General features: G+C 34.5%; 12 protein-coding genes and 1 tRNA gene. 7 read left to right on the forward strand and 6 right to left on the reverse strand.

The features are described from left to right. The first annotated feature begins 180 nt into the window (after positions 1–180). A complete protein-coding gene (locus KTI79_RS09385) occupies positions 181–1,596 on the forward strand; it encodes a purine-cytosine permease family protein (RefSeq protein ID WP_086375771.1) in 1,416 nt (471 codons plus the stop codon). Positions 1,597–1,656: 60 nt separating this feature from the next. Here the strand turns inward: KTI79_RS09385 and KTI79_RS09390 are convergent, their stop codons facing one another. Continuing rightward, the gene (locus KTI79_RS09390) at positions 1,657–2,094 is read right to left on the reverse strand and encodes a PACE efflux transporter (RefSeq protein ID WP_032053744.1); all 438 of its coding nucleotides are present in this window, start codon (positions 2,092–2,094) and stop codon (positions 1,657–1,659) included. A gap of 89 nt (positions 2,095–2,183) precedes the next feature. Between KTI79_RS09390 and KTI79_RS09395 the strand changes: the two genes are divergently transcribed. Both KTI79_RS09395 and KTI79_RS09400 read left to right on the forward strand, forming a co-directional pair. After that, complete coding sequence (locus KTI79_RS09395) at positions 2,184–3,068, forward strand: LysR family transcriptional regulator (protein WP_032053743.1); 885 nt, start codon at positions 2,184–2,186, stop codon at positions 3,066–3,068. Between the two features lie 1,138 nt (positions 3,069–4,206). Next, a tRNA-Ile gene (locus KTI79_RS09400) sits at positions 4,207–4,283 on the forward strand. A gap of 182 nt (positions 4,284–4,465) precedes the next feature. Here the strand turns inward: KTI79_RS09400 and KTI79_RS09405 are convergent. Continuing rightward, entirely contained in the window at positions 4,466–5,329 is an 864-nt protein-coding gene (locus KTI79_RS09405; protein WP_032053742.1) for an iron-containing redox enzyme family protein, read from the reverse strand. 278 nt (positions 5,330–5,607) lie between these two features. Here KTI79_RS09405 and KTI79_RS09410 point away from each other — a divergent pair, with 278 nt between their 5' ends. The 3 genes from KTI79_RS09410 to KTI79_RS09420 all read left to right on the forward strand — a co-directional run bounded on the left by KTI79_RS09410 (position 5,608) and on the right by KTI79_RS09420 (position 7,821). Beyond that, on the forward strand, positions 5,608–6,180 hold the full coding sequence (locus KTI79_RS09410; RefSeq protein WP_032053740.1) for a TetR/AcrR family transcriptional regulator: 573 nt from the start codon (positions 5,608–5,610) through the stop codon (positions 6,178–6,180). 185 nt (positions 6,181–6,365) lie between these two features. Further along, positions 6,366–6,911, forward strand: coding sequence for a 1-acyl-sn-glycerol-3-phosphate acyltransferase (locus tag KTI79_RS09415; protein WP_262468448.1), 546 nt, complete (start codon positions 6,366–6,368; stop codon positions 6,909–6,911). 160 nt (positions 6,912–7,071) lie between these two features. Beyond that, positions 7,072–7,821 (forward strand): YebC/PmpR family DNA-binding transcriptional regulator, encoded by a 750-nt coding sequence (locus KTI79_RS09420; protein ID WP_086375770.1) that lies wholly within the window; start codon positions 7,072–7,074, stop codon positions 7,819–7,821. A gap of 45 nt (positions 7,822–7,866) precedes the next feature. On the opposite strand, the gene KTI79_RS09425 is transcribed toward KTI79_RS09420, so the two are convergent. Then, positions 7,867–8,337 (reverse strand): Lrp/AsnC family transcriptional regulator, encoded by a 471-nt coding sequence (locus KTI79_RS09425; RefSeq protein WP_002050132.1) that lies wholly within the window; start codon positions 8,335–8,337, stop codon positions 7,867–7,869. Between the two features lie 344 nt (positions 8,338–8,681). Between KTI79_RS09425 and KTI79_RS09430 the strand changes: the two genes are divergently transcribed. Then, complete coding sequence (locus tag KTI79_RS09430; RefSeq protein WP_199937176.1) at positions 8,682–9,995, forward strand: DcaP family trimeric outer membrane transporter; 1,314 nt, start codon at positions 8,682–8,684, stop codon at positions 9,993–9,995. A gap of 52 nt (positions 9,996–10,047) precedes the next feature. Here the strand turns inward: KTI79_RS09430 and KTI79_RS09435 are convergent, their stop codons facing one another. From KTI79_RS09435 to KTI79_RS09445, 3 genes are read right to left on the reverse strand one after another with little or no spacing between them, the layout of a single operon-like run. After that, positions 10,048–10,791, reverse strand: a complete 744-nt coding sequence (locus tag KTI79_RS09435) for an amino acid ABC transporter ATP-binding protein (protein WP_002114298.1) — start codon at positions 10,789–10,791, stop codon at positions 10,048–10,050. 13 nt (positions 10,792–10,804) lie between these two features. Further along, positions 10,805–11,482 (reverse strand): amino acid ABC transporter permease, encoded by a 678-nt coding sequence (locus KTI79_RS09440; protein ID WP_016145033.1) that lies wholly within the window; start codon positions 11,480–11,482, stop codon positions 10,805–10,807. Positions 11,483–11,484: 2 nt separating this feature from the next. Further along, complete coding sequence (locus KTI79_RS09445) at positions 11,485–12,327, reverse strand: amino acid ABC transporter permease (RefSeq protein ID WP_002114400.1); 843 nt, start codon at positions 12,325–12,327, stop codon at positions 11,485–11,487. Positions 12,328–12,331: the final 4 nt, after the last annotated feature.

A 12,331-nucleotide genomic window follows, 5' to 3' on the forward strand; every position in this document is an offset into this window, starting at 1 on the left:
AAATAAAATCAGTCAAATACTTTTTCTTTTATTTATTAATTATTTAATTAAATTTTAATATCCCACAATTCAAAAATATTTGATTCTTCTTAAAATTGCTTGTATATACATGCTTATATTTGCTTATACAAATATGAATGAATAAGAATAGAGTGGCTCTTAAAGGATAAGGAGAGTGAAATGGACTCATCGGCTGGGAAACCTAATAGTAGTTTTATAGAAAACCGAAGCATTGATTTTATTCCTGAAAATGAAAGACATGGCGGAGTGTTTGCCCAATTCACCCTATGGTTTGGTGCTAACTTACAAATCACAGCCATTGTGACAGGCGCGCTAGCCGTTGTGTTAGGTGGAGATGTTTTTTGGTCTATTATCGGCTTATTAGTAGGACAATGTTTTGGTGCTGCCGTCATGGCACTACATGCTGCCCAAGGTCCTAAACTTGGCCTCCCTCAAATGATTTCAAGCCGTGTACAATTTGGGGTTTATGGCGCGTGTATTCCAATCATACTCGTTTGCCTTATGTATATTGGCTTTACCGCAACTGGAGAGGTATTAGCTGGTAAAGCAATTGCACATTTAGCACATGTCAGCAATACAACTGGTATCTTAATTTATGCAAGTTTAATCATTTTATTCGCAACGATTGGATACCGTTTAATCCATTTGGTAGGCAAAGTAGCCAGTATTATTGGTTTGATTGCTTTTGTGATTATTTTGACTCAGATCTTCGCACTTTCTGATTTTTCTGAACTCTTAGCAGTACGTCATTTCAGCTGGTCTTCATTCTTGTTAGCAGTTTCCCTTTCTGCATCTTGGCAAATCTCTTTTGGTCCCTATGTTGCAGATTATTCTCGATATCTTCCAACTAAAACATCTTCATCTCGTGTTTTTTGGGCTGTCGGCTTAGGTTCTTTAATTGGCTCACAAATTTCTATGAGCTTAGGCGTTTTAATCGCTCAGGTTGCAAACGGCAATTTTGTCGGAAATGAAGTTCAATATGTTGTGGGTATGAACCCAATTGCCCTTGTCGTAACCTTTCTATATTTTAGTATCGCTTTTGGGAAAGTTACTCTAACGACCTTAAACGCCTATGGTAGTTTTATGTGTATTGCTACGATTTGGAATAGTTTCAAATCGACAAATCAAATCTCAAAAATAACAAGATTACTGATTGTCCTTGCAATGGTTGTAGTCTCAACCTTTATTGCAATTATAGGTGAGCATACTTTTTTAACTGCCTTTAAAGCATTTATTTTGTTTTTGCTTACCTTTTTTATTCCGTGGAGCGCCATTAATCTTGTTGATTATTACTTTATCTCTAAAGAAGAATGTGATGTAGATGCGCTCTATGATCCAAATGGTAAGTATGGCCGTTGGAATCGGATTGGTATTACCTGCTACTTTCTAGGTATTTTGATTCAATTACCATTTATTGATAGTAAATTCTATACGGGTCAAATTGCAGCAATGTTAGGAGGAATCGATTTATCATGGCTTGTAGGACTTATCTCTACTGCATTGATTTACTACATTTTCGCCAAGAAAGCTCAACTCAAATTTTCAAAACAATTAGTGATTGATCAAATCAAATAATTGAACTTAATAAGCTATCAAAGTTAATCACCTTGATAGCTTATTAATATGATTTGGTGACTATTCTTGTAGAGCTTTAGCCTGTGCCGAAATAGGCAATCCAAATAACTTATCAAAGCTCCAATTAAATATAAAAGTATAGATAGGAATAATGATAATAAAGGCCACATCTAACCAAAAAGCAGCAACCAGAGAAATATCCATCCACCACGAAATAAGAGGAATCAAAAACAAGACTAAGGTAAGTTGGAAACCAATAGCATGCCCCACTCTACGCTTAACTGTACGGACATTACTGCTTTGTTTAGCTTCCCATTTCTCATATAAAATATTGTAGATAAAATTCCAAGTCACAGCGATGGTTGTAATCATGACAGAGAGTGGCCCTGTATGTTCAACACTATCACCTGCCAAAATCGCTAACCCTACTGATGAAATAATCATTCCGATTACTTCGTAAGAAGATACATATACAATTCGACGCTTTATACCTTGCATAATCAACAAACTCTGCTTAATTCTTTATATTTTAATTTCAGTCAAAATCATATATAAAGTTAATAGCTTTCAGTTCAATTGATATCAAAATGAATTTTAACAGTGAAAATATTGAACTTTTCATCACCGTACTCGATACAGGTTCTTTCTCTGCAGCTGCCCGTAAACTAAACCGGGTACCCTCAGCAGTAAGTATGGCCGTAGCCAATTTAGAAGCAGAGTTGGGCTACACTTTATTTGAGCGTACCCCTCGCAAAGTCATTCCAACCGCCACAGCATTAGCTTTGGAACCTCAAGCACGGATTATTTCTGAACAACTTAGGCTATTTAGTACTCATGCTCATGAACTTTCTTTAGGACTTGAAAGTAAATTGCGGATTGGTGTGGTCTCAGATGTAAATACAAAATTATTATTCCATTCAATAAAGAAATTAGCCGATAAATTCCCCTTACTGAACATAGAAGTTATTACTGCTCCCCAAGACGACATTGTTAATTTACTTTATACAGAGCAAATTAGTCTTTGCTTAGCAGGTTCAGACCTCAATATAAAAATGCGTGAGAATCTACAATTGGTAATGACTGAAACAGTAGTGGCTACTATTTCGTCTAGCCATACTCTTCTACAAGAAAAATCAAAGCAGTTTTCTATTGAAGAGTTAATCAATATTAGACAAATTGTTGTGGCGAGTAGTGAGCATGAAATGACAGATCCACGTTCAATTATTGGTGCAATGTATTGGAAAACGAATAGTCTACAAACAGCAATTAATATGGTTGAAGCAGGACTTGGCTGGGGAAATTTTCCTTTATCTTTAGTACAAGAAAAAATTGATCAAGGTCATTTAGTACTTTTAGATTTCAAAAATACAAAAAATCATTTACCCCTATCAATCTATTTAATTTGGCTTCAAGATCGCCCTTTACCTAAAGCAGCTCGCGAGCTAATTCAAATTATTCAAGAAAATTTATAAATTTTTATATATTAATCATAAAAACTTATAGATATTTTTATGATATCAATTCTTGCTAAATCTATTTTCTTTAAAGTTTGAATTTATTGCTGTGTACTATTTTTACCACTATTGTTAAAAGCAAAAAGCCTACTCAAAAAGTAGGCTTCTTACTGTATTTCAGGATTAAGCAATAATATTTTATTTTGTAAAAAATACACTTATACTTTATTAAACCCAAGTGTTTTAGTCAAGAATAAAATTGATAAGATACAAAGAATTACATTGGTGTCATGACAACCGTTCTTGAAGTCTGTTATGGAAAATATTTTAGAAAAAGAAGGTTATTTCAATGATAAAAACTTCCATTCTCTTCTCTTAAAAGCTTATCCGTTTTTAGTAAAAAACGATCGACAAATAAAGAATAAATATTATATTTTTAAATTAACTAAATCCTTATATCTAAAATATTGTAAATACGTTTACTCATTACTTCTATATTTCAAAGTAATTGTCTTACTACCTCGATTAAACTTTTTAACAATATAATTTGACATGAATTTATTCTAAAGTACTAATTTTATATTTTCTCTAAAAATTAGTACTAAAACCTCATTTAAGTTATTTTAACCGAATAATTTTTTAATATTATTCATTTGCAACTACTTCATTAGATTTCTATAAATTAAAGTTATAGGCAATACTTTTCAATAAATATGAATCTTAAAATAATACTTTTTATATTTTAGAATTTAATTTTAATACACATAAAATTTATATTTTTTATATTTAGCTATTTTAACTAAGTTTATCTAAAATATCATTCTTTACTACAAACAAATAAATTACAAAAATGATCACATTTCAAACAAAGACATTCTATATAAGTTAATCATACAAATTGAAAGAATATTTATATCACTAACATGACAAACTGCTGAAATAAGTTCTAATTGATCGATAAATAACTAAGTTCACTTTACTCATGAAGTAAACATACGCTAGAATCGCTAACGCTTGTAATATTTAACCAATAAATCACAATATTTTTTGAGTTTAGTTTGCGTCTACTTCAGAAAATGACTTGTGTTTAATTAAAAAATTGATTAGTATTGCACGCACTGAAAAGCCTTGAGATTAAAAGCTTTTCTGACTTATAGGGCCTATAGCTCAGTTGGTTAGAGCAGCGGACTCATAATCCGTTGGTCCACAGTTCAAGTCTGTGTGGGCCCACCAAATTCGAACCTCATAAACTAAAAAGTTTATGGGGTTTTTTAATAATTATCTAAATAGAATGGTTTTTGCCGTTATAAACAATATTCAAAACTTAATTATCAAATTGTAAAATTTATTTTATCTTAAAATTTTAACTGCTTTTAAATACCTTTCGTCTAAACTGAATATTCCTATTTCTTCTATTAAGCTAAAATTTGCTTCCGCATAAGCTCTGTATGTTCTAATTGAGCATCCCAAAACTTTTCCCACAAATCACAATACTCCAAGCATAACTTTTCAATATAGTTATAATCTTCTTCTGTACAAGCTTGCATCAAGACATACCATAAGTCTTCTTCATGGTCATCATCTGCAGCTTCTGCACTTTCATCCTCAGATATCCCATGTACATGGTAATAGCCCCCACCTTCCACGTCCAGGCCTACTGCTTTAGTCGCTTTACGTAACGGAGGGCTATAAAGAATAACTTCTTCCTCTGCAACTGCTAATAACGCTGAAACAGCCTTATAGTCATCATAAGCACTTTCTAAAAATACTCTAACTTGCTTTGCGATTTCAGTAGGTTGATACGTTAGACGATCTTGTTCTGTAATACCAAAATCATTCAATATATCTTCAAATAGCGGATAGTGAGCATATTCAGGATTACCCTGATAGTAACCGTCTTTATCTAAACCTGGACGAAATCCAAACTCATCAAAAATATTTAAACTCAAAAGAAAGCGTGGATACATTTTTGCACCTGCATGTAATCTTGGCTCTAATTGTTTTGTTTGAAATTGTGCCATGAGCAAAGCATCGGTGAAAGTTTGAACAATTGCGTGACGGTACTCTAAATGAATTTTTTTTAAATCTTCTTTATTAATTTTTCCATTATTTAAAATATCAATTGCAGAATGATGAGATACAGGATGCTCAGCAATTTTTGCTCTTAATCGGGTCAAAAAGTTTGAATTTTTTTCCCATAGTTCAGCTGAAATGCTTTGTTTCATCCCTGCGAGTGCTTTCTTTCTAGGATTATTAAAATTCTCAAATTTCTTAGGCATATCCGCTCTCATTAAACTTATTGAAGCATGATCGATTTTTACATATTTTATTATAAAAACAATGACTTAAATTAATATTTAAATATGTTCCTTCATCGATTAATATTAGAATTAAAATCGTACGAAATCAAATAGAAAATTTAAAAAAATCTAATTAAATGATAATCATTATCACAATATAAACTTGAATCAATTTCTGTTTTTTATTATCATAATTTGTATTAAAAATTTAATATTTTAGATTAAGTTATAATTAGTTTTAACTATATGGAATAGTAATGTCAAAAAAAGAAGATATTATAAATACTGCTTTAAATCTATTTAATCAGATCGGATACAACGCTACTGGTGTTGACCGTATTATTGCTGAATCAAATGTTGCAAAAATGACTTTTTATAAATATTTTCCTTCAAAGGAAAATTTAATTATGGAGTGTTTGCAACATCGGAATATAAATATTCAAAACTCAATCAATGAGCAATTAAGTTTACATCAAGATGCTAGTCCGCTTGAAAAAATTCATATTATTTTCAATTGGTATATTGAATGGATCAACAGCGAAACATTTAATGGATGTTTGTTTAAAAAAGCATTCATTGAAGTATCTAAACAGTACACTTCAATTCGTGAACCATTTTATGAATATACTAAATGGCTAACTAACTTATTGCATGAAAAGCTTTCTCAATTAGGTATCAAAAACCCGACTCCCCTCGTTCAGATCATTATCTCGATTATTGATGGGATGATTATTGATGGTACAACAGATAAAACTCTTATTAATCCTGAAAAAATCTGGAAATATATTGAATATTTAATTAATGAGGAGATTCCTCAGCATGCCTCATAGTTTTAATATTCCTTAGGTTTATTATTTTCATAAAAAGTTTGAGAAAAATAAAAAATAAATTTTCAAACAATTTATAGCTTACTTAATCCTTAATTTTAGTGCCGTACTTTAGCTTTCATAATTTCTCTAGGCTTTTCTACAAACTCATATTAGAATCCTGAAAATTTATCACCTTGCACTGATCTATGAAAAAATTTCTAGGTAATTCTATCTTTAAAGCTGTTGGTTGGACTTACAATGTAGACCCTCAAATTCTTGAGAAAAAACAAGTTATTATTGGCTTTGAACATACCTCAAATCTAGATGCAGTGTTATCGATTGCCCTCTTCCAAATTTTAGATATTAAAATTCATACTTTAATAAAAAAGGAACTGTTTAAAGGCCCGCTTAAACCACTTTTAGAAAAGCTAGGTGGTATTCCAGTTGATCGAAAAGCGAGTAAAGATATTGTTTCTCAGATGGTTGAACAATTTCAAACGCATGAAATTTTTAACTTGGTGATTGCTCCTGAAGCTACTCGTGCTAAAGATGGTTCGGAACGCCAACCAATCCGTACCGGTTTTTGGCATATTGCTAAAGCAGCCAATGTTCCAATCGTTTTAATGTATGCCAATGCTCGAAGTAAACAAGGTGGGATTTTAGGTAAAATTTACCCGACTGATTTACAAAAAGATTTGGAAACAATTAAAGAACTATATGCACAATTTGACATAGATGTGAAAATTAACTAAATCAAATTGGACTTATTTTGACCTAAACTCATTCATTAGGTTTTAAGCTTATTGTTCTTATTCAATTGGCTAACAAAACGCAGGGCAACAGTTTTCAACAAAACCATGCCTATGCTAATATTCTAGCACTTTTGCATTTTCTTTTTTGGAGTTCACGTCCATGGCGGGTCATTCTAAATGGGCCAATATTAAGCATCGTAAAGCGAAACAAGATGCAAGTCGCGGTAAAGTTTTTACTAAATATATTCGTGAAATTGTGACTGCTGCCAAACTTGGTGGTGGAGATGCTGCTAGCAACCCTCGTCTGCGTGCAGTAGTTGAAAAAGCACTCTCAGTTAATATGACACGTGACACCATTAACCGTGCGATCCAACGTGGTGCTGGTGGTGAAGATAATGATGATTTAAAAGAAGTAACTTACGAAGGTTATGGTGTTGGCGGGGTTGCTGTTCTTGTTGAAACAATGACAGATAACTTAAACCGTACAGTACCAGACGTACGTCACTGTTTTAGTAAAACAAATGGTAACTTAGGAACTGCGGGTTCTGTATCTTATCTATTTACTAAACGTGGTGAGATTACTTTTGAAGATGTTTCTTTAGAAGATAAAATCATGGAAGTTGCTTTAGAAGCTGGCGCTGAAGATATTGAAGTTTCAGAAGATGAAATTTTGGTAATCACTTCACCAGAAACTTTCGGTGAAGTACAAGATGCTCTTACTGCCGCTGGTTTAAAATCTGATAACGCAGAAGTTGTGATGAGTCCATCTACAAAAGCTGAAATTACAGATGTTGACCAAGCAAAACAAATTCTTAAAATGATTGATATGTTTGAAGATCTTGACGATGTACAAAACGTTTATACTAACGTTGAGTTCTCAGATGAAGTTTTAGCTCAACTTGATGCTTAAATCAAACATTTGAATCAAAGAAAACGCACCAAATGGTGCGTTTTTTTATAGTTTATTGAGCAAGTTATAGCAATTAAACACATTATATTCTTTAATGACAAAGCTAGAATGCAAAGCAACTACATTGTCGATTTTTCCAATACGTCTTAATAAAATTTCACTATAGTCATCCATGTTGCGTGCTACCAGCTCTAAAATAAAATCAGCACTCTGCCCCGTTACCAAGAATGCATTAGTTACTTCTGGAATTGCTTCTATTTCAGACAGAAACTTATCAAATGTTTCACTATCATGTTTGCTTAATGAAACTTGCAATAAAATATGTAAAGTAAAACCAAGCTTACTAAAATTAATTTCCCTTTTGAGCTGCCCCATGATGTTGGCTTCAATCAGGTGCTTAATACGGCGATGCACAGAACTGACTGACAGATTGATCCGTTCTGAAAGTTCATTCAAATTTAAGTCTTCATGGGACAAAATTTCTAGAATTTGTTTATCAAAACGATCTAACTCCACTCTTATCTCCAGCCAGAATTTCACAATGAAGACAGTATAACCCTATACCACTACCTCTGCATTGAAAATGCAAAGGTTTATAGACAGCAAAACTCTTTTTCTTTTATAGAGCTTAATTCTTTTATGCCTTTTAAACGTGCAAGTAGTGTCAGGGGCGGTTCATTTTAGAGAGTCAGTTTATGCTTAAATCTGATTAATCTATTCAGAAGCCTTATTCTCACTACCATTTGAGGCTAAAAAGGAAGTAATCATCAAAATTTGACTATTTTTCAAGTTTCTTAAAGTTGGCATCATTTTTGTTATGTATTTGCAGGAAAATTTTTATCCATGTCGGGGGAGTTCCTGTGAATAAGATCAAAACACTAGTATTAGCAATGAGTTCTTTAAGTGCGATGAGCGTGACGATGCCTGTGCATGCCGCTACAGATGCTGAAGTTAACGCCTTACGTGATGAGGTAAAGGAATTAAAACAACTCGTCCAGAAACTATCTGATCAACAAAAAACAGCTTTAACTGTCACTGCTCCAGCAACAATTCCCGCGGCTCCTGCCATCCCTACACCTCCTGCATCAAAACCAGGTTGGATGGCTATGGCCGATGGGCAAACTCAAGTCAAGCTTTATGGTAGTGTTCGCGCAGATGCAACCTATGACTTTAAAGGTTCAAATGGCAGTATTTCAAATGGTGCCAATTATCCACTGAATAAAAATGATCCAAAACAAGACTCACTAAATGTATCTGCAGCAACTTCACGAATTGGCTTAGATATTACTCGTCCAACTCAATATGGAGATTTAACAGGTAAAATTGAAGCCGATTTCATGGGTGGCAATGGAGATAATGGCAATGGTACTTTCCGTGTTCGTCATGCTTATATGTCTTTAGGAAAATGGTTAGCTGGTCAAACAACCTCACCGTTTGTAAACACAGATACATCACCAGAAACAGTAGATTTTAATGGCGCTATTGGTACAGGTACTACACGTACAGTACAGGTTCGTTACACCCAGCCAATTAATGCACAACAAAAAATATTAGTTGCCTTAGAGGGTGGCGATGTTGAAAAAGCTGGTAATGCTGCCGGTGGAAGCCGTTTTCCTGCTTTAACAGCACGATATGATTTCAAAACTACGGATAACAAAGGCCTATTACAGTTACATGCTCTTGCCCATGAAAACCGTGTAGCTCCAAAAGATAGCACTTCTGAAGAGAAATTTGGCTGGGGTGTAGGCGTTGGTGGTAAATATGATATAACGCCTCAAGATAGTGTGGTTGCTAACTACTATCATGTTAAAGGCGATGGCCGTTATTTACTTTATAGCAATTCGGCTTATAACTATGACACAACAACACAAGATATTAATTTAGGAGAATTCGATAGCGCAGTAATTGGGTATCAACGTAAATGGAGCCCTATTCTGCGTTCTACTTTTGCTGTAGGTGGTATTCAATACAAAGACGATAATGTCTATGCAAATAGCAATTTAACCAATACCAGCTATAACAAAGAAATTTATAACGCTTTAGTCAATTTAATCTGGAACCCAGTTAAAAATATTGATTTAGGAGCAGAATATACTTACGGTCAACGTGAAACTTTTGCAGGTGACAAGGGTGATTATTCACGTATCAACCTGCTAGCAAAGTATATTTTCTAAAAATTAGATATAAAAAAAGAGCCTTTAATGGCTCTTTTTTTTATTAGGGTTATTAGTGCATCGCCTGAATTTTTTCTAAGAAAAGTTTAGCACGCTCATGACGAGCTTCTAAATTATCAAAGAATTCATGGGTTGGGCAGTCTTCTAAAATTTTACCTTCATCCATAAAAATTAAACGGTTAGATACTCTTTTAGCAAAGCCCATTTCATGCGTAACACACATCATGGTCATGCCTTCATGTGCGAGCTGTACCATAACTTCAAGAACCTCACCGACCATTTCAGGATCAAGTGCAGAAGTTGGCTCATCAAACAACATACAGATTGGGTCCATAGACAAGCCACGTGCAATCGCGACACGTTGTTGCTGACCACCCGACAACTGCCCCGGAAATTTATCTTTATGAGCAAGTAAGCCTACACGCTCTAAATATTTCAAACCTTTTGCACGAGCATCTGCAACTGAACGCTTTAACACTTTAACTTGAGCAATCGTCAAATTTTCCAAAACAGTCATGTGTGGAAAAAGTTCAAAGTGTTGAAAGACCATTCCCACTCGTGAACGGAATTTAGCAAGATCTGTTTTTGGATCTTTAAGCGAAATTCCATCAACAATAATGTCACCTTGTTGAAATGGTTCCAAAGCATTTACTGTTTTGATGAGTGTTGATTTTCCTGAACCAGATGGTCCACACACAACAACGACATCACCTTTTTCAATACTCGTCGTGCAATCTGTTAAAACCTGAAAATCACCATACCATTTAGAGATATGTTGGATGTCTATCATTGGCATTTAAAATCTCCAATTAGCGAATGATGGCAATTTTTTGCTGTAAGCGTTTGACTAAATGCGACAGCACAAACGAGCTACAGAAATACACTACAGCGACGATTAAATAGAATGTTGCTTTTGTTTCAGGCCCATAAGTATTAGCCAATGTATCTGCACGACCTAAAAAGTCTGGTGCACTAATCACATAAACTAATGAGATGTCCTGAAATAGAATGATTGTTTGAGTTAACAATACTGGGAGCATATTACGGAAGGCTTGAGGTAATACCACGTAGCGCATTGATTGACCGTAGGTAAAACCTAGTGCATAGCCTGCATGGACCTGTCCTTTTGAAATAGACTGAATTCCAGAACGTACAATTTCCGAGAAAAAAGCTGCTTCAAAAATGGCAAAGGTTACAACGCTCGAAAACAACGGTCCCCAATAAGTATCAGATTGAAACTCAAATATTTTCGGCAACAAAAAATAGAAAATAAAGATTACCTGAATCAGTGGAATACCACGAAACAGGTCAACATAAAATTTTGCAAAATTACTTGCGATGGCATTGCTAGATAAACGCATCATTGCCAATGGGGTTCCAATTAAGATACCGCCCATCATTGCTAATACCGTTACGGTAAGCGTAAAAATAAAACCTTCTTTGAGTGCCGCGATCACATCAGGGTTTTGTAATAAAGAAAAATCCATGATTACTTCCCTCCTGAACCTAAGCCAGGTACAGCCATTCGTTTCTCAATCCATGCCATCACAAACTTAATGCTATAAGTGATAATCAAATAAACAGGTGTAGAGAGAATAAGAATGATAATGTCCTGAGAAGTTTCTTCACGCATAGTTTTCGTGTAAGCAAAGAAATTCAACACACTCAACGCATATAAAACAGCTGAGTTTTTAAAAACGTTCATTGCTTCAGATGTAATCGTTGGCCATACGGTACGATATGCAACTGGTAAAATGACATAACGATAGCTTTGTGCAGTAGTAAAACCCATAGCGGAAGCAGCGAACTTCTGTCCACGAGAAACGGTATTAATTCCGGCACGTATGTGCTCAGATACACGGGCAGCCGTGTAGAGACCTAATGCAAAAACACCAATAACCGCAGGTTGCTGATTTAAAATATTTTTCCACCAACCACCAGCAACTACGTCCCCACTACCTGCACTTAAGCTGTCCGGTAAAAACTCGGGAAAAACAAAAGCCCAGAAGAATAGTTGCACAATAAGTGGAATATTACGGAAAATTTCAACGTAACAATTGCCGATAAATGCGAGAGGTTTGTTAGGTAATGTACGAATTACCCCTAGGAGAGAACCTAATAAAAATGCGATAAGAAAGGCTATAATAGCTGTCCAAACCATAGTGAACACGCCTGAACCTAACATTTGTAACCATGTGGGTGCCTCAGCATAAGCATTGTAGCTTGAGCTACCAATAGCTTTACAAACTGATTCTGCCCATGCGGCTTTATCGACACCATATTCATTAGACTCCGCACAGAATATAGTCCAGTTTAGCGAGCCGACTGACATGTTT

Origin of the sequence: Acinetobacter sp. WU_MDCI_Abxd143, assembly GCF_025514195.1 — a bacterium.
Classification (GTDB): Bacteria; Pseudomonadota; Gammaproteobacteria; order Pseudomonadales; family Moraxellaceae; genus Acinetobacter; species Acinetobacter pittii_H.